This is a genomic window from Massilia consociata, assembly GCF_042432755.1.
In the GTDB taxonomy this organism is placed as follows: domain Bacteria; phylum Pseudomonadota; class Gammaproteobacteria; order Burkholderiales; family Burkholderiaceae_D; genus Telluria; species Telluria consociata.
In genome coordinates this window covers 41057-67877 of record NZ_JBHLWP010000013.1, presented here as the reverse complement: position 1 = coordinate 67877, position 26821 = coordinate 41057, and the positions used below count along the sequence as shown (strand labels likewise).

At 64.7% G+C, this 26821-nt stretch carries 25 protein-coding genes; 14 read left to right on the top strand and 11 right to left on the bottom strand.

What is annotated here, in order from left to right:
- The first annotated feature begins 34 nt into the window (after positions 1-34).
- The 3 genes from purF (at position 35) to ACFFJK_RS13670 (ending at position 3800) form a co-directional block, all read left to right on the top strand.
- Entirely contained in the window at positions 35-1558 is a 1524-nt protein-coding gene (purF, locus tag ACFFJK_RS13680; RefSeq protein ID WP_379679831.1) for an amidophosphoribosyltransferase, read from the top strand.
- 10 nt (positions 1559-1568) lie between these two features.
- Positions 1569-2807, top strand: a complete 1239-nt coding sequence (locus ACFFJK_RS13675; protein WP_379679830.1) for a cystathionine gamma-synthase family protein — start codon at positions 1569-1571, stop codon at positions 2805-2807.
- A gap of 270 nt (positions 2808-3077) precedes the next feature.
- Entirely contained in the window at positions 3078-3800 is a 723-nt protein-coding gene (locus tag ACFFJK_RS13670; protein ID WP_379679828.1) for a tetratricopeptide repeat protein, read from the top strand.
- A 76-nt stretch (positions 3801-3876) separates the two neighbouring features.
- Here ACFFJK_RS13670 and lexA read toward each other — a convergent pair whose 3' ends face one another.
- Positions 3877-4509 carry a transcriptional repressor LexA gene (gene lexA, locus ACFFJK_RS13665; protein WP_379679826.1) on the bottom strand — a complete coding sequence of 211 codons (633 nt, stop codon included), beginning with the start codon at positions 4507-4509 and terminating at the stop codon, positions 3877-3879.
- Between the two features lie 429 nt (positions 4510-4938).
- Between lexA and rpsF the strand changes: the two genes are divergently transcribed.
- From rpsF to pulA, 9 genes are all read left to right on the top strand, one after another.
- Positions 4939-5325 carry a 30S ribosomal protein S6 gene (gene rpsF / locus ACFFJK_RS13660; protein ID WP_379679824.1) on the top strand — a complete coding sequence of 129 codons (387 nt, stop codon included), beginning with the start codon at positions 4939-4941 and terminating at the stop codon, positions 5323-5325.
- A 41-nt stretch (positions 5326-5366) separates the two neighbouring features.
- A complete protein-coding gene (priB, locus tag ACFFJK_RS13655) occupies positions 5367-5657 on the top strand; it encodes a primosomal replication protein N (RefSeq protein WP_379679822.1) in 291 nt (96 codons plus the stop codon).
- Between the two features lie 44 nt (positions 5658-5701).
- A complete protein-coding gene (rpsR, locus tag ACFFJK_RS13650) occupies positions 5702-5992 on the top strand; it encodes a 30S ribosomal protein S18 (RefSeq protein WP_056332995.1) in 291 nt (96 codons plus the stop codon).
- A gap of 37 nt (positions 5993-6029) precedes the next feature.
- Positions 6030-6482: a 50S ribosomal protein L9 gene (rplI, locus tag ACFFJK_RS13645; RefSeq protein ID WP_379679821.1), complete on the top strand. Its 453-nt coding sequence runs from the start codon at positions 6030-6032 to the stop codon at positions 6480-6482.
- Between the two features lie 120 nt (positions 6483-6602).
- Complete coding sequence (locus tag ACFFJK_RS13640; protein ID WP_379680559.1) at positions 6603-7988, top strand: replicative DNA helicase; 1386 nt, start codon at positions 6603-6605, stop codon at positions 7986-7988.
- A 119-nt stretch (positions 7989-8107) separates the two neighbouring features.
- Positions 8108-8734, top strand: coding sequence for a DUF47 domain-containing protein (locus ACFFJK_RS13635; RefSeq protein ID WP_379679819.1), 627 nt, complete (start codon positions 8108-8110; stop codon positions 8732-8734).
- A 22-nt stretch (positions 8735-8756) separates the two neighbouring features.
- A complete protein-coding gene (locus ACFFJK_RS13630; protein ID WP_379679817.1) occupies positions 8757-9767 on the top strand; it encodes an inorganic phosphate transporter in 1011 nt (336 codons plus the stop codon).
- Between the two features lie 158 nt (positions 9768-9925).
- Positions 9926-12661, top strand: coding sequence for a bifunctional diguanylate cyclase/phosphodiesterase (locus tag ACFFJK_RS13625; protein WP_379679815.1), 2736 nt, complete (start codon positions 9926-9928; stop codon positions 12659-12661).
- 231 nt (positions 12662-12892) lie between these two features.
- On the top strand, positions 12893-16009 hold the full coding sequence (pulA, locus tag ACFFJK_RS13620; protein WP_379679813.1) for a pullulanase-type alpha-1,6-glucosidase: 3117 nt from the start codon (positions 12893-12895) through the stop codon (positions 16007-16009).
- A 37-nt stretch (positions 16010-16046) separates the two neighbouring features.
- On the opposite strand, the gene ACFFJK_RS13615 is transcribed toward pulA, so the two are convergent.
- The 9 genes from ACFFJK_RS13615 to ACFFJK_RS13575 form a co-directional block, all read right to left on the bottom strand.
- Entirely contained in the window at positions 16047-16943 is an 897-nt protein-coding gene (locus ACFFJK_RS13615; protein WP_379679811.1) for an MBL fold metallo-hydrolase, read from the bottom strand.
- Between the two features lie 116 nt (positions 16944-17059).
- Positions 17060-18337, bottom strand: coding sequence for an RNA polymerase sigma factor (locus ACFFJK_RS13610; protein ID WP_379680558.1), 1278 nt, complete (start codon positions 18335-18337; stop codon positions 17060-17062).
- The gene (locus ACFFJK_RS13605; RefSeq protein WP_379679809.1) at positions 18334-18777 is read right to left on the bottom strand and encodes a VOC family protein; all 444 of its coding nucleotides are present in this window, start codon (positions 18775-18777) and stop codon (positions 18334-18336) included. The genes ACFFJK_RS13610 and ACFFJK_RS13605 overlap by 4 nt, the downstream gene beginning before the upstream one ends.
- A gap of 29 nt (positions 18778-18806) precedes the next feature.
- Positions 18807-19211, bottom strand: a complete 405-nt coding sequence (locus tag ACFFJK_RS13600; RefSeq protein WP_379679808.1) for a YciI family protein — start codon at positions 19209-19211, stop codon at positions 18807-18809.
- Between the two features lie 226 nt (positions 19212-19437).
- Entirely contained in the window at positions 19438-19794 is a 357-nt protein-coding gene (locus ACFFJK_RS13595; RefSeq protein ID WP_379679806.1) for a YciI family protein, read from the bottom strand.
- 208 nt (positions 19795-20002) lie between these two features.
- Positions 20003-21841, bottom strand: a complete 1839-nt coding sequence (locus ACFFJK_RS13590) for a PhoH family protein (RefSeq protein WP_379679805.1) — start codon at positions 21839-21841, stop codon at positions 20003-20005.
- Between the two features lie 313 nt (positions 21842-22154).
- A complete protein-coding gene (locus ACFFJK_RS13585; RefSeq protein ID WP_379679804.1) occupies positions 22155-22646 on the bottom strand; it encodes a peroxiredoxin in 492 nt (163 codons plus the stop codon).
- A 167-nt stretch (positions 22647-22813) separates the two neighbouring features.
- A complete protein-coding gene (locus ACFFJK_RS13580; RefSeq protein WP_379679803.1) occupies positions 22814-23188 on the bottom strand; it encodes an SMR family transporter in 375 nt (124 codons plus the stop codon).
- An 89-nt stretch (positions 23189-23277) separates the two neighbouring features.
- The gene (locus ACFFJK_RS13575) at positions 23278-23664 is read right to left on the bottom strand and encodes an Mth938-like domain-containing protein (protein ID WP_379679802.1); all 387 of its coding nucleotides are present in this window, start codon (positions 23662-23664) and stop codon (positions 23278-23280) included.
- A 209-nt stretch (positions 23665-23873) separates the two neighbouring features.
- On the opposite strand from ACFFJK_RS13575, the gene ACFFJK_RS13570 reads away from it, so the two are divergent.
- On the top strand, positions 23874-25100 hold the full coding sequence (locus ACFFJK_RS13570) for a pyridoxal phosphate-dependent aminotransferase (protein WP_379679801.1): 1227 nt from the start codon (positions 23874-23876) through the stop codon (positions 25098-25100).
- Positions 25101-25133: 33 nt separating this feature from the next.
- Positions 25134-26474, top strand: a complete 1341-nt coding sequence (locus ACFFJK_RS13565) for a homoserine dehydrogenase (protein ID WP_379679800.1) — start codon at positions 25134-25136, stop codon at positions 26472-26474.
- A gap of 99 nt (positions 26475-26573) precedes the next feature.
- Here ACFFJK_RS13565 and ACFFJK_RS13560 read toward each other — a convergent pair whose 3' ends face one another.
- Positions 26574-26756, bottom strand: coding sequence for a hypothetical protein (locus tag ACFFJK_RS13560; RefSeq protein WP_379679799.1), 183 nt, complete (start codon positions 26754-26756; stop codon positions 26574-26576).
- Positions 26757-26821 lie beyond the last annotated feature (65 nt).

Below are 26821 nucleotides of genomic sequence, written 5' to 3'. Positions count from 1 at the left end.
GTAATCCAAGCAGTCCAGTCTTTAGGAGCGCACCATGTGTGGCATCGTCGGCGTCGTCTCGAACAATCCCGTCAACCAGCTTTTGTATGACGCGTTGCTGCTGCTGCAGCACCGTGGCCAGGATGCGGCGGGCATTGCAACCAATCACAGCAGCATGTTTTCGATGTACAAGGCCAACGGCCTGGTACGTGACGTGTTCCGCACCCGTAACATGCGTACGCTGCAGGGCAACACCGGTATCGGCCACTGCCGCTATCCGACCGCCGGCTCCTCGAGCGAGGAAGAGGCGCAGCCGTTCTACGTCAACGCACCGTTCGGCATCACCCTGGCCCACAACGGCAACCTGACCAACCAGGCCCAGCTCAAGGAAGAGCTGTTCAAGAACGACCGCCGCCACATCAACACCGACTCCGACTCGGAAGTGCTGCTGAACGTGCTGGCCCACGAGGTCCAGGAAGCGGCCGACGGCTACAAGCTGGACACCGACGCCATCTTCAAGGCGGTCGCCGCGGTACACCGCCGCGTGCGCGGCGCCTATGCCGTGGTGGCGCAGATCGCAGGCCATGGCATGCTGGCCTTCCGCGACCCGTTCGGCATCCGTCCGCTGTGCCTCGGCATGAACGAGGGCGAGCACGGCACCGAATACCTGGTGGCGAGCGAATCCGTGGCGCTGGAAGGCCTGGGCTTCCGCTTCGTGCGCGATATCGCCCCGGGCGAGGCCATCTTCATCAGCAACGACGGCACGCTGCACGAGCGTCAGTGCGCCGAGAACCCGTCGCTGAACCCGTGCGCTTTCGAATACGTCTACCTGGCGCGCCCGGATTCGGTGATCGACGGCGCGTCGGTCTACGCCACCCGCCTGCGCATGGGTGAATACCTGGCCGACAAGATTCGCAAGGAAATCCCGGTCGAAGAGATCGACGTGGTCATGCCGATTCCCGATTCCTCGCGTCCGGCGGCGATCCAGCTGGCGCTGAAGCTCGGTGTCGAGTACCGCGAAGGCTTCATCAAGAACCGCTACATCGGCCGCACCTTCATCATGCCGGGCCAGAACATGCGCAAGAAGTCGGTGCGCCAGAAGCTCAACGCGATCGGGTCCGAGTTCAAGGACAAGAACGTGCTGCTGGTCGACGACTCGATCGTGCGCGGCACCACCAGCCGCGAGATCGTGCAGATGGCGCGCGACGCCGGCGCCCGCAAGGTCTACTTCGCTTCGGCTGCGCCGCCGGTGCTGTACCCGAACGTGTACGGCATCGACATGCCGACGCGCGACGAGCTGATCGCCCATGGCCGCACCAACGAGGAAATCTGCGCGGAGATCACCGCCGACCGCCTGGTCTACCAGGACGTGGATGCGCTCAAGAAGGCGATCTCGGACGTCAACCCGGCGTTGAAGAACTTCGAGGCTTCGTGCTTCGACGGCGTGTACGTGACCGGCGACGTGACCCCGGAATACCTGGATCGCCAGGAGTCGGCACGCCACAAGGGTGGCAGCAAGGGTGTGGAGGACGCGGCGACCAACCAGCTCAACCTCAACCGCCCGGTCACGGCCGAGTGACGGGGGCGGCATGACGGACAAGCGCTACGGTTTCACGACCACCATCCTGCACAACGACCGCAGGAAGAGCATCGAGCAGGGCTCGCTGCACAAGCCGGTGCACACCTCGGTGGCCTTCGGCTACGGCGATGCGCGCCAGCTGGCTTCGGTCTTCCAGGGCAAGGAGCCGGGCTTCCGCTACGGCCGCCAGGGCAACCCGACCGTCGGCGCGCTCGAGGACAAGATCACCAGGATGGAAGACGGCGTTGGCACGCTGTGCTTCGCCACCGGGATGGGCGCCATCGGCGCGCTGTTCCAGGCGTTGCTGCGTGCGGGCGACCACATCGTGTCTTCGTCCTTCCTGTTCGGCAATACCAACAGCCTGTGGCAGACGGTGGCAGGGCAGGGCGTGGCCGTGGATTTCGTCGACGCGACCGATGTCGCCAAGGTCGAAGCGGCCCTGACCCCGGACACGCGCATGGTCTTCGTCGAGACCATCGCCAATCCGCGCACCCAGGTGGCCGACCTGGCGCGCATCGGTGAGCTGTGCCGCGCGCGCGGCATCCTGTACGTGGTCGACAACACGATGACCACGCCTTACCTGTTCCGCCCGAAAACGGTCGGCGCGGGGCTGGTGGTGAACTCGCTGACCAAGTCGATCGGCGGCCACGGCAATGCCCTGGGCGGCGCGCTGACCGACACCGGCCTGTTCGACTGGAGCGCCTACCCGCACATCGCGGCCAACTTCCGCAAGCAGCCGGTAGCAGCCCAGGGCCTGGCCCAGCTGCGCGCCAAGGCGCTACGCGACTTCGGGGCGGCGCTCGGGCCGGAAGCGGCGCACCACATCGCGGTGGGCGCCGAAACGCTGGCGCTGCGCATGGAGCGCACCAGCAGCAATGCGCTGGCGCTGGCGCAGATGCTCGAGGCGGACGAGCGCGTGTCCGCCGTGTACTATCCCGGCCTGGCCTCGCATCCCCAGAACGGCATCACGCGGGAGCTGTTCCGCGCCGGCGGCTCGCTGCTCAGCTTCGAGCTGGTGGAGTCGATCGACCCCTTTGACTACCTGAACCGCCTCAAGCTCGGCATTCCGGCCAGCAACCTGGGCGACACCCGCACCCTGGTGATCCCGGTGGCGCACACCATCTTCTTCGAGATGGGGGCGGAGCGGCGCGCCAGCATGGGCATCGCCGAGTCGCTGATCCGGGTCTCGGTCGGCATCGAGGATACCGACGACCTGCTGATGGATTTCCGCCAGGCGCTCGACGCCTGAGCGGTCGGCGCGCTCTCCGGCGGCCGCAGGCTGCGGTCGTCAAAACGGCGCCTGTGGTTGCCGTTGTCAAAACGGCTCCTGTGGTCGCCGTCGTCAAAACGGCTCCTGTGGTTGCCGTCGTCAAAACGGCGCCTGTGGTCGCCGTCGTCAAAACGGCTCCGGTGGTCGCCGTCGTCAAAACGGCTCCTGTGGTCGCCGTTTTGTTTCAGCGGTTGAGCGGGGCGGGGGATTGCCGCTATCATGGGATTCTTTCCTCTTTCATCACCTGCCATGAAGACCAAGCTGTTCCTTGCATCCCTGCTGCTGTGCGGGTCCGCCTTTGCCGGGGAACTTGAAGATGCGCACGCCCTGTTCGCCAAGAAGGACTACGCGCAGGCGCAAAAGATCTACACGAAGCTGGCCAATGCCGGCAATCCGGAAGCCCAGCAGGCGCTCGGCCAGATGGTCTGGTATGGTGAAGCGGGGCAGGTGGACGAGGCGAAGGCGCGCGAGCTGTTCAAGAAGGCCGCGGCCAAGGGCAACAAGGTCGCAGCCGCGTCGCTCGACGTGATGGACCAGCGCGTCAAGCGCCGCGCCGAGATCGACTACTGGATCAAGGGCTACGACGGGGAAGACCTGAAGTCAGGCGAGTTCCGCTGCGTGGCGCCGCGCATTCCGGCGATGTCGAAGATTAATACGGACATCGACCGCATCGGCAATGCCGTGACCGCGTGGCAGGAGTGCTACAACAAATTCGTCACCAACCTGAACGCGGCAATGCCGCTGACCAAGCGCATCCCGGCCGATATCGCCAAGCTGATGAACAAGGACGAGACCGAGCAGTCGACGGCTTACCTGACCCAGCTGCAGTCCAACCTCACCGAGGAAGCGAAGGTGAGCTCGAAGCTGGTGCTCGCCGATTTCGCGGCCTGGCGCGCGGCGACCGAGGCATATGTGGCCGAGCACAACGCGATGGTGAAGGGCTTGCAGGAGGCGAAGAAGAGAGGGGAGTGAAGCGTTGGAGGCTACTCGCCGAAATGGGATTCCCGCACAGGCGGGAACCCGATTTTAGAAGCGCAGTGTCAGCATGTCAGTGCCAGCTGCGCATCAGTCCAACCGCCAGCCCCTCGAGCGCGAACTCGTCTTCCGGCTTTACCTGGATCACTTTGAAATCAGGATTTTCCGGCAGCAGTTCGACCAGGCTGCCTGTCTTGCGGTAGCGCTTGACGGTGACTTCCTCGCCAAGTCGCGCGACCACGATCTGGCCGTTCTTGGCGCTGTCGATCTTCTTCACGGCGAGGAAATCGCCGTCGCAGATGCCGGCATCGCGCATCGACCAGCCCTTGACCTTCAGCAGGAAATCCGGACGCGCCGAGAACATCGCGGCATCGACGGAATAGGTGGCTTCGACGTGTTCCTGGGCCAGGATGGGCGAGCCGGCAGCCACGCGTCCGACCAGCGGCAGCGACATCATGAGCGCCGGCGGCACCATCGGGACCTGTTCGACGGAAGCGCCGACCAGGCGGATGCCGCGCGAGGTGCCCGGCGAAATCTCGATCGCGCCCTTGCGCGCCAGGGCCTGCAGGTGTTCTTCGGCCGCATTGGCCGACTTGAAGCCCAGCTCGGCCGCGATTTCGGCGCGGGTCGGCGGGAAGCCGGTGTTTTCGATCGCTTCCTTGATCAGGTTAAGGATCTGTTCTTGCCTTGCAGTGAGCTTGAGCATGGATGTGTTACGGCAAATGGTTGTAAGAGCAGACTGTATTTTTGTACAGTATTCTGATATGCGCAAGGGCAAACACGGGAAAAGTGTAAAAAAATTGTGCAATGCGGGTTGCGGTCAGCGCGGACTGTGGCGCGATGCACGCAAATTGGGTTCCCGCCTTCGCGGGAACGACGTGCTATTGCTACAAACTCCGGTTGCGCCCAGCCTTGCCCGAGTCCTGAAAGCCGTCGTATGCCCCATTGGGGCCTACGACTTCCGGCGAAGGCCGGAACCCAATTTCGTTGCTTCACGTTGGCGTACGCGTCCCCTGTAACAACAACCCCAGTTCCCAACCGCCTCTTTTTCCGGCTATAATGGCAGGCTTTCCCTTCCCACACTCGTCTTGACGCCGAGGTGGGCATTTGTTTAAACGTCCTCAAGGAGTGTTGCATGCGTCATTATGAAATCGTTTTTATCGTCCATCCGGACCAGAGCGAGCAGGTTCCGGCGATGATCGAGCGTTACAAGACCACGGTGACCACCCGCGGCGGTAACATCCATCGCGTGGAAGACTGGGGCCGCCGCCAGATGGCTTACCAGATCCAGAAGCTGCCGAAGGCTCACTACATCTGCATGAACATCGAGTGCGACAACGAGACCCTGGTCGAGCTGGAAACCGCATTCAAGTTCAACGATGCCGTCCTGCGTCACCTGACCGTCAAGATGAAGAAGGCCGAAACCGCTCCGTCGCCGATGATGAAGTCGGTGCAGCGCGAAGACGCAGCCAAGAGCCACCGCGCGGAAGCAGCAGCCGCTGCCCCGGCCGCCGCTGCTTGATTGTTGACTGAGTTTTTCCAGGAAGTCCCAGAACCAGCGCAGTGAATCAACTTCAGCTCATCGCGACCATCGCGGAGCGGGATGTGCTGCGTTACACCCCGGCCGGCGTCCCCATCGTGGGTGCCATCCTGTCGCATAGTTCGCAGCAGGAAGAGGCCGGAGTCGCAAGGCTGGTCGCATTCGAAGTCCCCGCGCTGGCCGCGGGCGAGATTTCGGGCAGGCTGGCCGGCGCCGAACTCGGCGCCGCGTACCGGTTCGACGGCTTCCTCGCACGGAAAAACCGCAACAGCAAAGCCTTGGTGTTTCACATTATTGATTTCAGTGCCGCATAGTCGACGACTACGGCGCGTTAGATTACAGATACAGGAGCCTCGAAATGGCATTCGGTAAAAAGTTCGACAAAAACAAAGCTAAAGAAAAACTCAAGCGCAAACAGCAGAACCCGCTGTTCAAGCGCAAGAAGTTCTGCCGCTTCACCGCAGCAAACGTGGAACAGGTTGACTACAAAGACGTCGACACCCTGAAGGACTTCGTCCAGGAAAACGGCAAGATCATGCCGGCACGCCTGACCGGCACCAAGGCGCACTACCAGCGCCAGGTCGACACCGCCATCAAGCGCGCACGCTACCTCGCGCTGCTGCCGTACACCGACCTGCACAACGCTTAATCGCGTCGGTCAGTTCAGAATATCCTGGAGAAAAAACATGCAAGTTATCCTTTTGGAAAAAGTTGTTAACGTCGGCAACCTGGGCGACGTGGTCAAGGTCAAGGACGGTTACGCACGTAACTTCCTGATCCCGCAGAAGATGGCACGCCGTGCTACCCAGGCCGCCGTGGCTGAATTCGAAGTCAAGCGCGCCGAACTGGAAAAAGCAGCAGCTGAAAAGCTGTCGGCTGCCCAGGCACAAGGCGACAAGCTGAGCGGCATGACCGTCACCATCGCCCAGAAGGCGGGCGTGGACGGCCGTCTGTTCGGTTCGGTCACCAACTTCGACATCGCCGAAGCCCTGAGCAAGCAAGGCTTCCCGGTCGAGAAGTCGCAGGTTCGCATGCCGACCGGCCCGCTGAAGACCACCGGCGAATTCCCGGTTGCCGTCGCGCTGCACACCGATGTCGTCTCGGACATCACCATCGCCGTCGTCGGCGAAGCTGCTTAAGTCTTTGACGTAAGCAACTGTTGTATAAATGAAAAAGCCGGGTTCGCCCGGCTTTTTTTGCGTCCTGAAAAACGCGGCAATTATGACAGCCGCATGACAGGAGAAGGTATAATGCCCGCCATGAATTCTCCAGCCGATCCGCAAGTCGATTCCCTGCGCATTCCACCGCACTCCATCGAGGCAGAACAGTCCGTCATCGGCGGCCTGCTGCGCGATAACGCGGCGTGGGACCGCATCGCCGACTTCATGCACGCGGACGATTTCTACCGCTACGACCACCGCATCATCTTCGAGCAGATGGTCCGCCTGATCAACGCCGGCAAGCCGGCGGACGTGATCACGGTGTACGAGGCCTGCAACATGCTCGGCAAGGCCGAGGAAGTCGGCGGCCTGCAATACCTGAACGCGATGGCGCAGAACACGCCGTCGGCGGCCAACATCCGCCGCTATGCCGAGATCGTGCGCGACCGCGGCATCCTGCGCAAGCTCATCACCGTCGCCGACGAGATCTCGGGCAATGCCTTCAACCCGCAAGGCAAGGAAGTCAAGCAGATGCTTGACGAAGCCGAATCGAAGATTTTTGCGATCGCCGAGTCGGGCGCCCGAGGCGCTCAGGGCTGGAACCCGATCCAGCCGCTGCTCACGCAGGTGGTCGAACGTATCGACGAGCTGTACTCGCGCGAGAACCAGGGCGAGATCACCGGCGTGCCGACCGGCTTCATCGACCTCGACCGCATGACTTCCGGCCTGCAGCCGGGCGACCTGGTCATCGTCGCCGGCCGTCCGTCGATGGGCAAGACCGCATTTTCGGTCAACATCGGCGAGAACGTCGCGATCGAAGCCGGCTTGCCGGTGGCCGTGTTCTCGATGGAGATGGGCGGCGCCCAGCTGGCCATGCGTATGCTCGGTTCGGTCGGCCAGCTCGACCAGCACCGCCTGCGTACCGGCCGCCTGAACGACGAGGACTGGCCGCGCCTTACGCACGCCATCCAGAAGATGAACGACGCCCAGCTCTACATCGACGAAACGCCGGCGCTGAACCCGATCGAGATGCGCGCCCGGGCACGACGCCTGGCGCGCCAGTGCGGCAAGCTGGGCCTGATCATCGTCGACTACCTGCAGCTGATGCAGGGCAGCCAGCCGGGCGACAACCGCGCGGCCGAGATCTCGGAAATCTCGCGAAGCCTGAAGGGCCTGGCCAAGGAACTGCATTGCCCGGTCATCGCGCTGTCCCAGCTGAACCGCTCGCTGGAACAACGTCCCAACAAACGTCCCGTCATGTCCGACCTGCGCGAATCCGGCGCTATCGAGCAGGATGCCGACGTCATCATCTTCCTGTATCGCGATGAGGTCTACAACCCCGATTCGCCCGATAAAGGAACCGCCGAGATCATCATCGGTAAGCAGCGTAACGGCCCGATCGGGGCAATTCGCCTTACCTGGATCGGCTCCTACACCAAGTTCGGCAACTACAGCGGTAACCTCGCCATCTACCAGGGCGATTAAGCTCCAAAGAAGTGCCTAGCGACGTATCTAAATAAAGCCGGCGCCAAGCCGGTTAACTTTGCCGCTGCCAGCCGTGGCAGCGGTTTCGAAGTCCCAAGAGATTCACAACGGAGAATAAAATGTTTGGACGCCTAATGCCCCAGGAGGGCAAGTTCTTTGACCTGTTCAACCAGCACGCCGCGCTGTGCGTGAAGGGCGCGCAGGAAATGGTTGGCTTGATGACCCACTTCGACGACCTGGAAACCCGCACCCACGCCGTCGAGAGCATCGAGAAAGAAGCGGACAAGATTACCTACACCTGCGTCGACCTGCTGCACAAGACCTTCATCACGCCGCTCGACCGTGACGACATCCACAAGCTGATCACCAGCATGGACGACATCCTGGACATGATGGAAGACGCTGCCCAGACCGTTTCCCTGTATGACCTGCACGCGGTGACGCCGGAAGCCGCACGCCTGGCCGAACTGTGCCTGTCGGCCTGCATGAAGGTGCAGGAGGCCGTCGCGCTGCTGCACGACATGGGCAACGCCCACCAGATCGTGGCCATTTGCGAAGAGATCGATCGCTTCGAGTCCGACGCCGACCACGTGATGCGTGCCGCCATGTCCAAGCTGTTCCGCGACGAACCGGACGTGCGCAACCTGATCAAGATGAAAGCGATCTACGAGATCCTCGAAACCGTCACCGACCGCTGCGAAGACGTCGCCAACATCGTCGAAGGCATCGTCGTCGAAAACGCATAACGCGCCAAGAACAAGAACAATTATGGAATCTCTACAAATCAGCATTTACGTGCTGGGTTTCCTGGTGCTGCTGGCGCTGGTATTCGACTTCATGAACGGCTTCCACGATTCGGCGAACTCGATCGCCACCGTGGTGTCGACGGGCGTGCTGAAACCTCAGGCCGCGGTGGCCATGGCGGCCTTCTTCAACTTCATCGCAATCTTCGTGGTCAGCATGAAGGTGGCGCAGACCATCGGCAAGGGGACGATCGTCGCCGATGTGGTGGACCATTACGTCATCTTCGGGGCCCTGGTCGGGGCCATCACCTGGAACCTGATCACCTGGTATTACGGCATTCCGTCGTCCTCGTCGCATGCGCTGATCGGCGGCCTGGTGGGCGCCGCGGTGGCCAAGGCCGGTACCGGCTCGCTGATCGCCGGCGGCCTGCTCAAGACCGTGGCCTTCATCGTCGTCGCGCCGCTGCTGGGTTTCGTGCTGGGATCGAGCATCATGCTGCTGGTGTCATGGATGTTCGTGAAATCGACGCCGCGCAAGGTCGACGTCTGGTTCCGTCGCCTGCAGCTGGCCTCGGCGGCGGGCTATTCGCTCGGCCACGGCGGCAACGACGCGCAAAAGACCATGGGCATCATCTGGATGCTCCTGATCGCGGCCGGCGTGACCAGCCCGGACGACGCGATGCCGCCGACCTGGGTCATCATCTCGTGCTACGCCGCGATCGCCTTCGGCACGCTGTTCGGCGGCTGGCGCATCGTCAAGACCATGGGCCAGAAGATCACCAAGCTCAAGCCGGTGGGCGGTTTCTGCGCGGAGACCGGCGGCGCCATGACGCTCCTGATGGCCACCTTTTTTGGCATCCCGGTCTCCACCACGCACACCATCACCGGCGCGATCGTCGGGGTGGGCGCCTCGCGCAAGACCTCGGCGGTGCGCTGGGGCGTCGCCGGCAACATCGTCTGGGCCTGGATCTTCACCATTCCGGCGTCGGCTTTCATGGCCGCCATCGCATGGTGGATCGGTACCAAGATCATGTAAGGCGCCATGTAACAGCGCCAGCTCCATGAAACAAGCCCGGCAATGCCGGGCTTGTTTCGTTGGGGGCGGCATGCTGTGCGGCGCTCCGTGCGGCCTTGCCGCGCCGGGCCTGCGGGTTATACTTGGTTCGCCGCTGCCCATGCCACGCAGGACCACCGATGAATCCGCGTACCGACGAGGCGAAGCCGGCCGGCGCCGCAATGGCCCGGCGGGCCTTCGGCCACCTGCACCCGCTCCTGGCGTTCCTGCGCCAACGGGCGTCCTTGCTGCTGGTGTGGCCGGCAATCGTGCTTACCGCTGGAATCGTGCTGTGGGGCTATGTTCTACTCGATATTGAGCACGAGCGGCGCGAACGGCAGGCCGAACTCGTGCAGCGGGTCGACGCCTATACGCGGGGTTTCGTCCAGCGCACGCAGCGCTCGATCGAGGACACCGACCGCTTCCTGCTGCTGTTGCGTCACAACTGGACCGTTTCCGGCGGACGAACCGAGCTGGCCGGCACCATCGAGGCGGGCATCTTCGCGAAAGAAAACATTGCCGCCGCAGGTGTGCTCGACCGCAACGGGGTGGTCGTCACAGGCACGCAAGTGGCCGTCCTGGGCCGGAATTTCAGCCACAAGCCTTACTTCGCCGCACAGCAGCGTTCCCAGGGCGACCACCTGTACGTCAGCGATCCGATCATCGGCGAGTTGACCCACCGCGAAGTGATCGTCTTCTCGCGCCCGCAGCTTGCGCCGGACGGGCGCTTCAACGGCATCGTGATGCTCTCCGTGCTGCCTTCCTTCTTTACCCAGCATTACACCGAACCCATCCTGGGCGAGCACGGTTTCGTCGGGGTGATCGGGGACGACGGCGTGGTGCGCGCCAGCCGCAAGGGAGGCAGCGTGAGTTCGGTGCGCGCGCCCTTCCTGCTCGCGCCGCCGCCTGCGGACAGGCCGGAAGGCGTGATGCGCCTGGACGGCAGCTGGTTTGCCGACGGCCGCGCGCGTATCACCGGCTGGCGGCCGATCCCGGGCCTGGGGCTGGTGGGCCTGGTCGGGGTGGACGAATACTCGGCAATGGCGGCCTTCCGCGACCACCGGCAGGATGCGCTCAACCGGGCCTGGTGGAACACCGCCTGGCTCGCGCTGGCCGCGCTGCTGGCCACCAGCTTCTACGTGCATGCCAAGTGGAAGCAGCACCAGATCGAAACGATCCGCGCCACCTACCGCCTGGCCACCGAGGACGCCGGCGAGGGCTTCTTCATCCACCGGCCGCTGCGCGACGCGCACGGCCGTGTCGTCGATTTCGAGGTGGTCGACTGCAACCAGTACGGCGCCGCGATGTTCGGCAAGCAGACGCAGCAGGTGGTGGGGCACCGCCTGTCGGAGTTCTATCAGGGCGAGCTGTTTCATGCGGCCTGCGAGCGGCTGTGCCAGGCACTCGAGACCGGGTTGTTCGACAAGGAAATCCCGGTAAGGGGGGCGCCGGAGACGCTGCTGAAAGCGCTGTGGATCCGTTACAAGGCGGTGCGCGCCGGCGACGACCTCGCGGTCACGATCCGCGACATCAGCGAAAGCAAGGCCCACTTGACCGAGCTCGAGCGCAGGAGCAATTCGGATGAGCTCACCGGCCTGCCGAACCGCTACTGGATCCAGCAGTACCTGCCGCGCGCGATCGAGGCGGCGCGCGCCGGCGGGCACGGCCTCGCCGTGCTGTTCATCGACCTCGACGGCTTCAAGACCGTCAACGATGTGCTCGGACACGCGGCCGGTGACGAACTGCTGCGCACCGTCGGCAAGCGCCTGAAGATCGCGGTGCGTCCGCGCGACCATGTGGTGCGCCTGGGCGGCGACGAATTCGTGGTCGTGCTGGAAAACATCGACAGCGAGGACGATGTCGAGCACGTTGCCGGCCGCGTGCTCGGGGCCTTCCGCGACGGCTTCCACCTGCATCACACTACCCACGTGCTGAACGCATCGATCGGGATCAGCCTGTTCCCCGAGCACGGCGACGATGCGCAGACGCTGCTCAAGAATGCCGATATCGCGATGTACTCGGTCAAGACGGAAGGGAAGGGCAATTTCCGCTTCTTCCAGTCGCGCTACTTCGAGGCGATCCGCGCCCGCCTGGAAACGGAGATGGAGCTGCGCAATGCACTCGACCAGCACCAGTTCATCGTGCATTACCAGCCGCGTGTGGACCTGGCCGAGGGCAAGGCGTCGAGCATGGAGGCCCTGGTGCGCTGGGAGCGTCCGGGCAAGGGGCTGACCGGACCGGACCGCTTCATCCCGCTGCTCGAGGAGACCGGCCTGATCGTGCGCCTGGGCGAGCAGGTGCTCGACAGCGTCTGCCGCCAGCTGGCCGACTGGTCGCGCGAGGGCGGTGCGCTGGTGCCGGTCTCGGTCAATGTGTCGCCGCGCCAGTTCAGCCAGTCCGACATCCTGGCGCTGTTTCACAGCGCGATCGCGCGTTACGGCATCGACCCGTCGCTGCTGGAGATCGAGGTGACGGAGTCGTCGATGATGCAGGAGGGAATCGGTGAGTCGGCCGTGTTCAGCCAGTTGCGCGAACTGGGGATCAAGTTGTGCATCGACGACTTCGGCACCGGTTATTCCTCGCTCTCCCAGCTGCAGAAACTGCGCTTCGATGTGCTCAAGATCGACCGCGCCTTCGTGCTGCGGATCGAACATCCCGAGGGCGACACGCTGATCGCCTCCATGATCGCGATGGCGCATGCGCTCGGCATGCGCGTCGTGGCCGAGGGCATCGAGAACCGCAAGCAGATGCAGCTGCTCAAGACGCTCGGCTGCGACGAAGGGCAGGGTTTCTTCTTTTCGCGGCCGGTACCCCCCGGCGCGCGCCAGGCCGTGGCTAGCCGCGAATTCCAGCCGGCCATCGCCCCCAAATCCTGAACAATTCCTCGCATGGCCACGCCGGTGGCCTGCTCCGGCTGAGCGGTATCGGCCCGCAGCGGTCGATTTTTTGTGCGTGCCTCTTGAGACGAGCAAGCTTTTTTTATGCGCGCATCTTTACAAATTTGCTAACGCTGGTAGTAATATTACACGGTAGCGTTCGCTACTGCTGCTGCCAGATTCCCGTGCGGCCGTGAAAAAATCTTTAAAAACAATCACAAAGGAGACAACATGCGCATGAGACGTAGTTTGACTTCGAGGTTGCGCCTGGGTGCGGCCTGCGGCACGCTCGTGCTCGCGGCCGGCTTCGGCCTGCCCATGCCAAGCGCCGCCCAGCAGCCGGCGGCAACCGCCGCCACGGCTGTCGCACCAGGTACGATCCGGGTGCACTTCCGCCGCGTGCAGAACGACACGGCCCAGTGGGGCGTGTATTCGTGGGACGGCCCGGCCAACCCGAGTTCGGCCTGGATTGCGGACCGCTTCATGTTCACGGGAAGCGATGCTTTCGGCGGCTATGTCGACATCCCCCTTGCCGCCGGCAAGACCTCGATGTGGTTCCTCGTCACAGACGGTAACGGCACCAAGAACTGCGGCGCCGACCAGCATGCGCCGCTCAACCCGGACGTGGCCAGCAAAGGGCACGAGATCTGGCTGCTGGAGGGCGACTGCACCGTCTACACGGCGCCGCCGGCGCTCAGCTACGGCAACCTGGCCAATGCCAGCGCCCACTGGCTGGCAGCGGCGACGCTGGCCTGGCCCGGCGTGCCTTCCGCAGGCAGCTACAAGCTGTACTACGCGGCGAACGGCGGCCTGGGTTCCGGCGCGGGCGGCGTGACCGGTTCCGACGGCAGCATGGACCTGCATCTTGCCCCGTTGCCGCAAGCCGTGCGCGAGAAATTCCCGCACCTGGCCGGCGCCACCGGGCTGTCGCTGTCGCAAGCCGACGCGGCCCGGGTGGCAAGCCTGGCCAGCGCCCAGTTTGCGGTGGCGCAGTTCGACGCGGCCGGCAGGCTGGTGCAGGTGACGTCGCTGCAGAACGCCGGCATGCTCGACGACGTGTTCGCCGCGCGCGCGGCCGATGCGAAGCTGGGCGTGAGCTTCAGCGACAAGGGCGTGCCGACCTTCCGCGTGTGGGCGCCAACCGCGCAATCCGTCGCGCTCGACATCTACCCGGACGCCAACGCGCCCGCCACGGCCCAGGTGCCGATGCGCCTGGATCCGGCTACCGGCGTATGGAGCTACACCGCACCGGACGGCGGCTGGACCAACCGCGCCTACTACACCTATACCGTCAAGGTGCTGTCGCGCTGGGCCAACAATGCGCTGGTGACGAATACCGTCACCGACCCGTACTCATTGAGCCTGAATGCCAACAGCGGCCGCAGCTTCGTAGCCAACCTCGACAGCCCGGCGCTCAAGCCGCGCGGCTGGGACGGGCACCGCCTGCCGAAGCTGGACCATCCCGCCGATATCGCGTTGTACGAACTGCACGTGCGCGACTTCAGCGTGTCCGACGACTCGGTCCCGAGCGCCCACCGCGGCAAGTACCTGGCCTTCACCGAGCGCGACTCGCGCGGCATGCGCCACCTGAAGTCGCTGCAGAAAGCCGGCCTCACCCACGTCCACCTGCTGCCGGCCTTCGACATTGCCAACATCGATGAAGTCGGCTGCGTGACCCCGGTGATCCCCGATGCCGGCCCGGACTCCGAGGCCCAGCAGGCGGCGGTGGATGCGGTGCGCGATGCCGACTGCTTCAACTGGGGCTACGACCCGGTGCACTACAACGCGCCGGAAGGCAGCTATGCGACGAACCCCAACGACGGTGCGGCGCGCATCCGCGAATTCCGCGCGATGGTGCAGAACCTGCACGAGACCGGGCTGCGCGTGACGATGGACGTGGTGTTCAACCACACCAGCGCTTCGCAGCAGGGGCCGCTGTCGACCCTCGACAAGATCGTCCCCACTTACTACTACCGCCTGAACGCCAACGGAGCCAACCTCAACGACAGCTGCTGCGCCGACACCGCCGCCGAGCACACGATGATGGGCAAGTTGATGATCGATTCGGTGTCGCTGTGGGCGAGTGCGTACAAGGTGGACAGCTTCCGCTTCGACCTCATGAGCTTCGCGCCGCTCGGCCTGATGCAGCGCCTGAAGGCCAGCGTCGACCGCGCGGCCGGCCGCGAGATCTACCTGTACGGCGAAGGCTGGAACTTCGGCGCGGTGGGCAACGACCAGCGCTTCGTGCAGGCACGCCAGGCCAACATGTTCGGCACCGGCATCGGCTCGTTCAACGACCGCCTGCGCGACGCGGTGCGCGGCGGGGGGTGCTGCGACGGCGGCGACAACCTGATCAGGGAGCAGGGTTTCATCAACGGCGTCTGGTACGACCCGAACCACCTGGCGAACAAGTCGCGCGACGATGCGCTGCGCTTGGCGGACCTGGTGCGCGTGGGCCTGTCCGGCACGCTGCGCGACTACCGCTTCACCGACCGTTTCGGCTCGCTGCGCACGAATGCCCAGGTCGACTACTTCGGCCAGAACGCCGGCTTTGCGGCGAACCCCGTGGAGACCATCAACTACGTCGAGAAGCACGACAACCAGACCCTGTTCGACATCAACGCCTTCCGCCTGCCGCAGTCGACCTCGCTGGCGGACCGGGTACGGGTGCAGAACCTGGGCACGGCCATCGTGCTGCTGTCGCAGGGTGTGCCCTTCATCCATGCGGGGCAGGAACTGCTGCGCTCCAAGTCGCTCGACCGTGACAGCTACAACGCGGGCGACTGGTTCAACCGCCTCGATTACTCGTACACGTCGAACAACTTCGGGGTCGGCCTGCCGATGGCCGGTGTCAACCGCGACAACTGGGGGCTCATGGCGCCGATCCTGGCCAATCCGCTGATCAAACCGGCGCCAGAGCAAATGCGCGTGGCGATCCAGTCGGCGAAGACGGCCTTCGAGGACCTGCTGGCCATCCGCAAGGAAAGTACCCTGTTCCGCCTGCGCACGGCGCAGGACGTGAGCGAGCGCCTGTATTTCCACAACACCGGGCCGCAGCAGGAGCCGGGCCTGGTCGTGATGCGCATCGACGGCGAGCGGCCGAGCCGCTACCCGGGCGCGAAGTACCGCAGCGTGGTGGTGCTGTTCAACGTGGACAAGGAAGCGAAGACCATTGCCATTCCGGCACTGAAGGGCCTGAAGCTGTCGCTGCACAAGATCCAGCGCAAGTCGGACGACCCGGTCGTCAAGGCGTCCGGCTACGACCGCGGCACCGGCAGCTTCACCATCCCGGCACGCACCACCGCGGTGTTCGTGGAGAAGGGCGAGGGAGACGGCGACGACGACTGATGTTCGCAGGGCGGGCGGGGTTTCGCCCGCCATGGGCTCACTTCAGGCTCACTTCCAGTCCTTCGAAGGCCAGGTGGACCTGCAGGCCGCCGAGGCGGTCGCGGTGGCGTGCCAGCGCTTCGGCGAACACCGCCTCGAGTTCGTCGTCGCCGCGGCTCGGCTCATGGTGGGTGCAGTACAGGGCGCCCGCGCCGACGCGCAGCGCCATCTCGATGGCGGCGTCGATGGTGCCGTGACCCCAGCCCGCCCTGGCCGGGTATTCCTCGCGCGTGTACGAACAGTCGACGATCAGGGCGTCGACGCCTTGCATCGCGGCGTCGATGGCGCGCCGGCGTTCCTCCAGGTGCTGTTCAAACCCATCGAAGGCGGCATCGCCCGGCCGATACGGGTTGTGCCAGGGTTCGTGGTCGCCCGTGAAGAACAGCGATCGGCCGGCGCAGCCGATGCGGTAGCCGAGGTTGGTCACCGGGTGGTTCATCAGCACGTTGCCGACCACGGCGCCGCCGACCTCGACCGGCACACCGATATCGAGGGTGCGGTACGCGATGGTGGCGTCCATCTGGGTCTCGCTGACCGGGAAGTAGCTGTTCTGCAGCTGCACGCCCATGACGTGTTCGATGCCCTTGTTCGTCACCGGGTCGTGCGCGCCGTGCAGGCACACCCGGCTGCCCTTGACGAACAGCGGGGTGAAGAAGGGCAGGCCGTGGATGTGGTCCCAGTGGCTGTGGGTGATGAAGATGTTGGCGTCGACCGGACCCCGCTCCTGCGCCAGCAGGTGCTGCGCCAACGGAAACAGGCCGGTTCCGCCGTCGAGGATGATCAGGGTGTTGTCGTCGGTGCGCACTTCGATGCACGTGGTGTTGCCGCCGTAGCGCGCGGTACGTGGACCGGGGGACGGTATCGAACCGCGCACCCCCCAGAAGCGGAATTTCATCTGTACTCCCAGCCCGGCTGTCGTGATGTTGTTGGCACCTTATTGGCACCTCGGCCATGATAGCGATAATGTAACCGATGAGCATGCAGGCGGGTGGACGGCGCCACGCATGCCGTTCACTGAGTATTCTCTCCGCGCGCCCGCGCCAGCAGCAGCGCGCGCTCGCGCGCATTCGCCGTCATGTTCGCCGCGCGCAGGAATTCGGCGCGCGCCTCCGCATGGCGTCCGAGCTTGTGCAGCAGGTCGCCGCGCACGCTCGGCAGCCAGTGGTAGCCGTCGAGCCTGCCGCCGGCGGCAAGCCGGTCGGCCAGCGCCAGGCCGGCGGCGGGACCGTCGGCCATCCCGACCGCCACCGCCCGGTTCAGTTCGACCACGGGCGAGGGCTGGGCCAGCGCCAGTTCGCCGTACAGCGCCGCGATGCGCTGCCAGTCGGTGGCCTCGGCGCCGGGCGCGCGCGCATGGCAGGCGGCGATCTCGGCCTGCAGCACGTACGGGCCGCGCGGCAGGCCGAGCCGGGCTGCGCGCGCCAGGGCTGCCAGGCCGCGCCGCACCAGCACGCCGTCCCAGCGCGAGCGGTCCTGGTCGAGCAGCAGCACGGGCCGGCCTTGCGCATCGAGGCGCGCCGCCGTGCGCGACGCCTGCAGTTCCATCAGCGCGACCAGGCCGAGCGCTTCCGGCTCGCCGGGCGCCAGTTCCGCCAGCATGCGCCCGAGGCGCAGGGCTTCGTCGACGAGGGCCGGGCGCATCCAGTCCTCGCCGGCGGTGGCGGTGTAACCCTCGTTGAAGATCAGGTAGACCGCTTCCAGCACGGCGCCGAGGCGCTCGCCCAGTTCCTGGGGCGGAGGCAGCTCGAAGGGCACGCGCGCCTCGGACAGCGTACGCTTGGCGCGCACGATGCGCTGGGCCATGGTTGCCTCGGGCACCAGGAAGGCGCGCGCGATCTCGGGCGTGGACAGGCCACCCAGCAGTTTGAGGGTGAGCGCCAGGCGCGCGTCGAGCGACAGCACCGGGTGGCAGGCGCTGAACATCAGGCGCAGCAGGTCGTCCTGGAACACGTCGTTGCGCGCGGCGTCGAGGCCGTCGACGAAATCGGGAACGATGAGCGCCTCCTGTGCCTCCAGGTCGAGGCCGATCTGCTCGAGCTTCTGCTGCAGAAGCCGGTCGCGCCGCAGCCGGTCGAGCGCGGCGTGCTTCGCCGTGGTCATGAGCCAGGCACCGGGCTTGTCCGGGATGCCCGCCTGCGGCCAGTGTTCCAGGGCAGCCACCAGCGCGTCCTGGGCCAGTTCCTCGGCCAGGCCGACGTCGCGCACGATGCGCGCCACCGCGCCGACGATCTTCGCCGATTCGATGCGCCAGACGGCGGCGATGCTGCGCTCGACCTGGGCGTCCATCAGATCTGCGGGTCCGCGGCGGCGGCCTCGCTGGCTTGCGGCTGTTGTTCCGGCATGCTCTCCATGTATGCCAGCTCCCACAGGTGGCCGTCGAGGTCTTCGAAGCCGTGCTGGTACATGAAGCCGTAGTCCTTCGGCGCGTTCGGCAACGCCCCGCCGGCGGCCCTGGCCTTGGCGGCCAATTCGTCGACCGCCGCGCGGCTGTCGCACGACAGGCACAGCAGCACTTCGGTGCTCGTCTTCGCATCCGAGACGGGCTTGTTGGTGAAGGTCTGGAAGAAGGGCTCGGCCAGCAGCATCACGTAGATGTCCGGCGAGACGATCATGCATGCCGCGTTCTGGTCGCTGAACTGCGGGTTGAAGCCGAAGCCGAGGGTGCCGAAGAAGGCCTTGCTGCGTTCGAGGTCTCCGACCGGGAGGTTCACATAGATCTGCTTGTTCATGGCGGTTCCTTTCGTGAAGAGGGGACGCGTTACAGGGCGCGCAAGCGTTCGCGGGCTTCCGGTATGCCCGCGGGCAGCTCGTCGGGCTCGTAGAGCCGGCGCACTTCGATCGCGCCATCCTGCAGCGCGCCGTGCGGGGCGGGGAAACGGCGCGACCATTCCATTGCCTCCTCGCGGCTGCGGACCTGGATCAGGGTGTAGCCGGCAATCAGCTCCTTGGTTTCGGCGAACGGGCCATCCGTGATGCTGCGGTGGCCTTCGCGGTAACGGATGCGCCAGCCGTCCCGGGTCGGGCGCAAGCCGTTGGCGTCGAGCAGGACGCCGGCACGGGCCAGCTCCTGGTGGTAGGCGGCCATGGCCGCGAACAGGGGCTCGCCGGGCAGGATGCCGGCTTCGGTGTCGGCGGTGGACTTGACGATGATCATGAAGCGCATGTCGGACTCCTTTGTCGTGGGTGGGAGCGTTTTGGAACGCTCATTGGTACGACGAATGAGGGGTGGAAAATCGACATCGGGATTCAGTTTTTTGCGAGTTCTCTTGCGAGTGACTGCAGCACGAAATTGGGTTCCGGCCTCCGCCGGAACGACGGTTTCCGAGCTGGTGATACCAGTAGGGACGTCGTCCGGCGAAGGCCGGGACCCAACTTTGTATGCGTGGCCACTAGCGATCAAAACACGGCGCCAGCCCCCGCACCTCTACGGTCGCCCACTCCGCCGCTGGACACTGCTGCGCCAGCTTGATCGCCTCCTCGCGCGAATCCACATCAACGAGAAAGAACCCTCCGACCATTTCCTTCGCTTCCGCAAACGGCCCGTCCACGATGCGCGCCTTGCCGCCCGGCGCCGTCACGCGCGCCGCGTTGTCCGTCGATGCCAGCGATTCGGCCGCCAGCAGCAGGCCGCGGCGGCGCAATTCGTCGCCCCAGCGCAGCATGCGCTCATAGGCGGCGCGGCCTTCAGGCTCTGAGCGGGTGGCGCGCTGGCCGACGGGTTCGTGGATCAACAGCATGTACGGCATCGGGAACTCTCCATCACGGGGGAACCCGGCTATTCTAAGCCGCGCGGCGCCTGCGGGCACGCTGCAGCGCGCAAGGCGAGGGCGCGTGCCGGCCGTCCCGCGTGGTGAATAGGGGCTGGAAATGAAAAACGCCCGCCTTGCGGCGAGCGTTCCGGGTTGGCGCCTGCCGCGCCGGGTGCAGCGCGACAGGCGGACAAGACGGGCAGGCTTACAGCACGTCGCTGGCGTGGTCCGCCAGGCGCGAGCGTTCGCCGCGCGCCAGGGTAACGTGGCCGCTGTGGCTCCAGCCCTTGAAGCGGTCGACCACGTAGGTCAGGCCGCTCGAACCTTCGGTGAGGTAAGGCGTGTCGATCTGGGCGATGTTACCGAGGCACAGGATCTTGGTGCCGGGACCGGCGCGCGTGACCAGGGTCTTCATCTGCTTCGGCGTCAGGTTCTGCGCCTCGTCGATGATCAGGAACTTGTTCACGAAGGTACGGCCGCGCATGAAGTTGAGCGACTTGATCTTGATGCGCGAGCGGATCAGGTCCTGGGTCGCGGCGCGGCCCCAGTCGCCGCCGTCGCTGTCGGACTTCATCAGGACCTCCAGGTTGTCGTCGAACGCGCCCATCCACGGCGACATCTTCTCTTCCTCGGTGCCCGGCAGGAAGCCGATGTCCTCGCCCACCGGCACCGTCACACGGGTGACGATGATCTCGTTGTACTGCTTGGTTTCCAGCACCTGGGCCAGGCCCGCGGCCAGGGCCAGCAGGGTTTTACCCGTACCGGCCTGGCCGAGCAGGGTGACGAAGTCGCACTCGGGGTTCATCAGCAGGTTGAGCGCGAAATTCTGCTCGCGGTTGCGCGCCGTGATGCCCCACACGTTGTTCTTGTTGTGGCTGTAGTCGCGCAGGGTCTGGAACACGGCGGTCTTGCCGTTGATCTGCTTCACCTGGCCGTAGAAGGGCGCCTCGCCGTTCTGCGGCTCGATGAACACGAACTGGTTCACGAGCAGGGTCGGGATCACCGGGCCGGTGAGACGGTAGAAGGTGCTGGAATAGCCGTTCTTGTTCTCCTGCCAGGACTCCATGTCCTTGCCGTGCTTGTTCCAGAAGTCGTCCGGCAGCTGGACGATGCCCGAGTACAGCAGGTCGGTGTCTTCCAGCACGTGGTCGTTGAAGTAGTCCTCGGCCGGCAGGCCCAGGGCTCTGGCCTTGATGCGCATGTTGATGTCCTTCGACACCAGCACGATGGCGCGGCCCTTCATCTGGTCTTCGAGCGCGCGCACGACGCCCAGGATCTGGTTGTCGGCCTTGCCCGACGGCAGGCCTTCCGGCAGCGGCGCGGCATCCAGCTTGGTCTGGAAGTACAGGCGGCCCTTGGCGTCCTTGTTGCCGAGCTTGGCCAGCGGGATGCCGGCCTCGATCGCGTCGTCGTCGACGTTGGCGATCAGGGCGTCGAGGGTGCGCGAGACCTGGCGCGCATTGCGCGCGACTTCCGACATCCCCTTCTTGTGGTTGTCGAGCTCCTCCAGCGTCATCATCGGCAGGTAGACGTCGTGCTCTTCGAAGCGGAACAGCGAGGTCGGGTCGTGCATCAGGACGTTGGTGTCGAGGACGAAGACCTTGCCGGCGCCGGCCTTGTCGGCCTTGCGGCTGGTGGACGACTTGACGGTCACCTCGACCGGCTTGTGCTTGGCCGGATGCGGCTGGTCGGCATCGGTTTCGCGCAGGCGTGCGCCGACGCCTTCCTTGCCCTTGCGTGCGGGCGCTTGCGGGCGTTCGGCGGCGGGTGCGCCGGCCTGGCCTTCCGCGGCAGCGTTGGCCACCACGGTCAGTGTCGGGGCGGCCGGGCTTGCAGCAGCGCTTGCGGGAGCGGCTGCAGCCTTGGCCTTGCGTGCGCGGGTCGCCTTCGGCGTGGGCACGGCTTCGCCGCTGATCAGGTCCTCGACGTCTTCGTCGGCCTTGGCAGCCGCGGGGCGAACGGGTGATTTGCCCGTTTCCGCTTTTGGATAATCTTTTGCCAGCAGCATGGTCGCTGGCTTGGTAGGCATTTTTGGCAGTGGCATCTTGTTCTCAATCTAAAAAAGTCTTGGGGAGGACGCGCACGGGCGCAGCCACGGGGCGCGCGCGCTGCACGGGAACGATGCTACTAGGGGAGTTGCACGATGAGTTGCCAGGCAAACTGCCGGGCGGATTGCTGCGCGGCTTGCGCAGCGAATGACTAAAGGATGGTGCTGGGGTGCGGGCCGCCGCCGGAGGATGCCGGTCCGGCGGGCCGGCCGGGTGGGAGTGCTGCGGATGTGATGCGGTTTGACTCAAAATAGGCGGCAGGTATCCAGCAAAGTTAATCGACTGGATTGTTCTGGAGCCATCCGTTGTTCAGGGCTGGCCCTTCACAAATTCCAGCACTTCGGCCACATGGTCGTTGACCTTTACGCCACGCCATTCTTTCACCAATCGGCCGTGAGCGTCAATGATAAACGTACTGCGCTCGACCCCCCGCACTTGTTTGCCATACATGTTCTTCATTTTCATGACGCCGAACTGCTGGCACACCGCTTCTTCCGGGTCGGAGATCAGTTCGAAGGGCAGGCCGAGCTTGCCCTTGAAGCTCTCGTGCGAACGCATCGAATCGCGGCTGATGCCGTAGATCTCGGTGTTCGCCGCCTGGAATTCCGGGTAGGCTTCGCGGAAGGCGATGCTCTCGGTGGTGCAACCCGGGGTGTTGTCCTTCGGGTAGAAGTACAGCACGGTGTACTTTGCCGGCCGGCCGGCCAGTTCGAAGGTCTGGCCACCGGTCATGGGGGCGGAAAAATTGTCGACGGGTGCGGCGGTTGGGCTCTCGGCCACGGGGCTCTCCTGGCGGTTCATGGCGGCGGCAAGGCCGCCGGGTTCCTGGCGGGGCAGGGGTCAGCCAGAATGATAATCGGCGCCGCGCCCCCTTGCCAGTCCTGCGTGATCAAATGATTAAATGATCAAGCGGCAAGTTGCGGCAGGATTCTATTCTTTCAAGATGCATATGTGAAATTATTGTTGGGTCAGCTTCTTGCGAGCAGCACGACCCCGAGCATGATCACGCCGATGCCGAGCAGGCGCTGCAGCGAGATCGCTTCACCCAGGAACATCCAGGCGCCTACCGCGCCGATCACGTAGCCGAGCGAGAGCATCGGGTAGGCCACGGTCACGTCGGTGCGCGACAAACCGAGGATCCAGACCACCAGTGAGACGCCGTAGCAGACCAGGCCGGCAACGATCGGCCATTGCGTAGCGACCTTCAGGCCGGTCAGGAACCAGTTGTCGCGGGTAAGGTGGATGGCGCCGCCGAGGGCGTTGGTGCCGGCTTTGAGCAGGAGCTGGGCTGCGGCGTTCAGGATGACGCCAGTGATGATGAAAGCGAATGCGGAAGGACTCATGTTCTTCTTGGTTGGTGGGGCACGGCCGGACCGGCCGCATTCTTGCGAAGGCGGCCTGGTTGTGCGGCGATGCGGGCACTTAGCCGGGCTCAGGCGTCGGCGGCGCCTTCGATGATCAGGGCCAGCGTGACCTTGCGGCCTTCGCCCATCAGGACGTTATAGGTGCGGCAGGCGGCCTGGCTGTCCATGCAGTCGACGCCGACGTGCCGGCTCGACAGGCTGGCGACCAGCTTCGGATGCACGAAGCGCTGGCGCGCCCCGGTGCCGAGCACCACCACGTCGGGCGTGTCCTGGGCGATCTGTTCGAAATGCTCGGCGTTCAGGTCTTCGAAGCGGGTGACGTTCCAGGGGCGCGGCGCCACTTCCGGCATGACGATCAGGCTGAAGTTGAAACGCTGGGCGTTGATCTCGACCCCGTCGGCATCGTAGCCAGTGACGGTCTGGTATTGCTGGTTGTTGTCGGAATGGAGCTTCATGGCAAATTGGGGTGCAAACTGGTGGGCCGCAGGCGGCGCGTTTGGGCGAACCGGGCGGTCCGCAACAGGGTGCCATTGTAACCGGGAAGGCAAGGTTGCTTAAATCGTGCGCTTTCGGCAGAATGGTATTTTTCGCAGTGCAACAAAGCGGGTGCCTCGTCGACGGGACCTTTGCGGGCACATCGCGTGCAACTGAGCCAGGGGATACTTTGCGACCGATTCTGAAATCGAACAAGCTGGACGACGTCTGCTACGAAATCCGTGGCCCGGCCCTGGAACAGGCCAGGGCGATGGAGGATGACGGCCAGAAGATCATCAAGCTCAACATCGGCAACCTGGCCGTGTTCGGCTTCGACCCGCCCGACGAGATCGTGCACGACATGATCCGCAACATGCACGGCGCGGCCGGCTATACCGATTCGAAGGGCATGTTTGCGCCGCGCAAGGCGGTCATGCACTACACCCAGGGCAAGAAGATCGCCGGCGTCGGCATTGATGACATCTACTTGGGCAATGGCGCATCGGAACTGATCGTCATGGCGATGCAGGGCCTGCTCAATACCGGCGACGAAGTGCTGGTCCCGGCGCCGGACTATCCGCTGTGGACCGCGGCCGTGAGCCTGGCCGGCGGCGCCCCGATCCATTACATCTGCGACGAGGGCGCCGGCTGGCTGCCCGACATCGAGGACATGCGCCGCAAGATCACGCCCAACACGCGCGCGATCGTCGTCATCAACCCGAACAACCCGACCGGCGCCCTGTACCCGCGCGAGGTGCTGCTCGAGATCATCGAGCTGGCGCGCCAGCACCAGCTGATCGTCTACGCGGACGAGATCTACGACAAGACCCTGTACGACGGCGCGGAACACGTGTCGATGGCTTCGCTGGCCGACGACGTGCTGTTCGTTACCCTGAACGGCCTGTCGAAGAACTACCGTTCCTGCGGCTACCGTGCCGGCTGGATGGTGGTGTCGGGCGAGAAGCGCCATGCGAAGGATTACATCGAAGGCCTGAACATGCTGGCCTCGATGCGCCTGTGCGCCAATGCGCCGGGCCAGTTCGCGATCCAGACCGCGCTCGGCGGCTACCAGAGCATCGCCGACCTGGTCGGCCCCGGCGGGCGCCTGCTCAAGCAGCGCGACCTCGCGCACTCATTACTGACCGATATTCCCGGCGTGTCCTGCGTCAAGCCAAAAGCGGCGCTGTACATGTTCCCCCGCCTCGATCCGAAGATGTACCCGATCACGGACGACCAGCAGTTCATCTGCGAACTGCTGGCAGAGGAAAAAGTGCTGCTGGTGCAAGGCACCGGCTTCAACTGGATTGCCCCGGACCATTTCCGGCTGGTGTTCCTTCCCAATTCCGACGACCTGGCCGACGCATGTGGACGCATCGCGCGCTTCCTCGACGGCTACCGGCGGCGCCATGCGCGCTAGCGGTGAGAACTCACGAGAACGAGAAACAAGACCATGAAACCCATCAAAGTAGGCCTCCTGGGCATCGGCACCGTCGGTGCCGGCACCTTCAACGTTCTTCAACGCAACCAGGAGGACATCCGCCGCCGCGCCGGCCGCGGGATCGAGATTACGATGGTGGCGGCGCGCAACCTGGACAAGGCTCGCAAGATTGTCAACGCCGGCGTCGGCGCCGGTGTGGAGGTCGTCAGCGATCCCTTCGCGGTGGTGAACCATCCGGACATCGACATCGTCGTCGAGCTGATCGGCGGCTACGAATTGCCGCATGAACTGGTGCTGCGGGCGATCGCCAACGGCAAGCACGTGGTGACGGCCAACAAGGCGCTGCTGGCGCTGCACGGCAACGAGATCTTCGCCGCGGCCCAGGAAAAGGGGGTGATGGTGGCCTTCGAGGCGGCTGTCGCCGGCGGCGTGCCGATCATCAAGGCGCTGCGCGAAGGCCTGACCGCCAACCGCATCGAATCGGTGGCCGGCATCATCAACGGCACCACCAACTTCATTCTGTCGGAAATGCGCGAGAAGGGCCTGGATTTCGCCACCGTGCTGAAGCAGGCGCAGGAGCTGGGTTATGCCGAGGCCGACCCGACCTTCGACATCGAGGGCGTGGACGCCGCGCACAAGCTCACCATCATGTCGGCGATCGCCTTCGGCATCCCGGTGCAGTTCGACAAGGCCTACATCGAAGGCATCAGCCAGCTGCAGGCGGTCGACATCCGCTACGCCGAGCAGCTCGGCTATCGCATCAAGCTGCTGGGCATCACGCGCCGCACCCGCACTGAGGACAAGGAAGGCGGCGAGGGCATCGAGCTGCGCGTGCACCCGACCCTGATCCCGGCGTCGCGCCTGATCGCCAACGTGGAAGGCGCGATGAACGCGGTGCTGGTGCAGGCCGACGCCGTCGGTTCCTCGCTCTATTATGGCAAGGGTGCGGGAGCGGAACCGACGGCATCAAGCGTGATCGCCGACCTGGTGGACGTGACGCGCCTGGCCACTGTCGACCCGTACTGCCGCGTGCCGCACCTGGCCTTCCAGCCGAACGAGATGACCGACGTCGCCATCGTGCCGATGGCCGAGATCACGACCAGCTACTACCTGCGCGTCTACGTGAAGGACCAGCTCGGCGTGATGGCCGACCTGACCCGCATCCTGGCCGACGCCGGCATCTCGATCGACGCCGTGCTGCAGAAGGAGCCGGGCAACCAGGTCAACCTGGACATCATCATGCTGACGCACCAGACCCGCGAGAAGAACATCGATGCGGCGATCGCGAAGATCGAGGCATTGCCGGCAGTGATCGGCAAAGTGACGCGCATCCGCCTCGAAGCACTGAGCTGACCGGCACCGTCCGCCGGCGGGAACATGATTCGGATTTGGCGGCAAGTGCCGCCAAACCGAATCATTTTTTTTGGTCCCCGTGCCGGCATGGGCCTGCTCTCAAGTCTGCGGGATGTCCATTCGCTGGGGCATGTGCGGCAGCACAGCATCAAGCAAGGGTGCAGGGGAAGCCTCGTCATCGTCGATGAACGCGCAAGCAAGTGCCAGCATGTCGTGCTCGATGTGATCGAACAGCGCGGTTGTCACGCTGGCGTAGCGGAGGAGGAAGTCGGAAGAAGTCATCCGCGGATTCTACCTGCGCTGCGCTGCACAATTCCGGCGTATGCAAACTCGGTTGAGACGTTTCA

Coding starts and splice junctions, on each gene's coding strand:
- ACFFJK_RS13590 (WP_379679805.1), bottom strand. CDS start 21,841: ATGCCACTGCCAAAAATGCCTACCAAGCCAGCGACCATGCTGCTGGCA.
- ACFFJK_RS13595 (WP_379679806.1), bottom strand. CDS start 19,794: ATGCCGTACATGCTGTTGATCCACGAACCCGTCGGCCAGCGCGCCACC.
- ACFFJK_RS13670 (WP_379679828.1), top strand. CDS start 3,078: ATGAAGACCAAGCTGTTCCTTGCATCCCTGCTGCTGTGCGGGTCCGCC.
- ACFFJK_RS13580 (WP_379679803.1), bottom strand. CDS start 23,188: ATGAGTCCTTCCGCATTCGCTTTCATCATCACTGGCGTCATCCTGAAC.
- ACFFJK_RS13625 (WP_379679815.1), top strand. CDS start 9,926: ATGAATCCGCGTACCGACGAGGCGAAGCCGGCCGGCGCCGCAATGGCC.
- pulA (WP_379679813.1), top strand. CDS start 12,893: ATGCGCATGAGACGTAGTTTGACTTCGAGGTTGCGCCTGGGTGCGGCC.
- rplI (WP_379679821.1), top strand. CDS start 6,030: ATGCAAGTTATCCTTTTGGAAAAAGTTGTTAACGTCGGCAACCTGGGC.
- rpsR (WP_056332995.1), top strand. CDS start 5,702: ATGGCATTCGGTAAAAAGTTCGACAAAAACAAAGCTAAAGAAAAACTC.
- ACFFJK_RS13600 (WP_379679808.1), bottom strand. CDS start 19,211: ATGCGCTTCATGATCATCGTCAAGTCCACCGCCGACACCGAAGCCGGC.
- lexA (WP_379679826.1), bottom strand. CDS start 4,509: ATGCTCAAGCTCACTGCAAGGCAAGAACAGATCCTTAACCTGATCAAG.
- ACFFJK_RS13560 (WP_379679799.1), bottom strand. CDS start 26,756: ATGACTTCTTCCGACTTCCTCCTCCGCTACGCCAGCGTGACAACCGCG.
- ACFFJK_RS13630 (WP_379679817.1), top strand. CDS start 8,757: ATGGAATCTCTACAAATCAGCATTTACGTGCTGGGTTTCCTGGTGCTG.
- ACFFJK_RS13635 (WP_379679819.1), top strand. CDS start 8,108: ATGTTTGGACGCCTAATGCCCCAGGAGGGCAAGTTCTTTGACCTGTTC.
- ACFFJK_RS13565 (WP_379679800.1), top strand. CDS start 25,134: ATGAAACCCATCAAAGTAGGCCTCCTGGGCATCGGCACCGTCGGTGCC.
- ACFFJK_RS13575 (WP_379679802.1), bottom strand. CDS start 23,664: ATGAAGCTCCATTCCGACAACAACCAGCAATACCAGACCGTCACTGGC.
- ACFFJK_RS13675 (WP_379679830.1), top strand. CDS start 1,569: ATGACGGACAAGCGCTACGGTTTCACGACCACCATCCTGCACAACGAC.
- rpsF (WP_379679824.1), top strand. CDS start 4,939: ATGCGTCATTATGAAATCGTTTTTATCGTCCATCCGGACCAGAGCGAG.
- purF (WP_379679831.1), top strand. CDS start 35: ATGTGTGGCATCGTCGGCGTCGTCTCGAACAATCCCGTCAACCAGCTT.
- ACFFJK_RS13585 (WP_379679804.1), bottom strand. CDS start 22,646: ATGAACCGCCAGGAGAGCCCCGTGGCCGAGAGCCCAACCGCCGCACCC.
- ACFFJK_RS13605 (WP_379679809.1), bottom strand. CDS start 18,777: ATGAACAAGCAGATCTATGTGAACCTCCCGGTCGGAGACCTCGAACGC.
- ACFFJK_RS13640 (WP_379680559.1), top strand. CDS start 6,603: ATGAATTCTCCAGCCGATCCGCAAGTCGATTCCCTGCGCATTCCACCG.
- ACFFJK_RS13615 (WP_379679811.1), bottom strand. CDS start 16,943: ATGAAATTCCGCTTCTGGGGGGTGCGCGGTTCGATACCGTCCCCCGGT.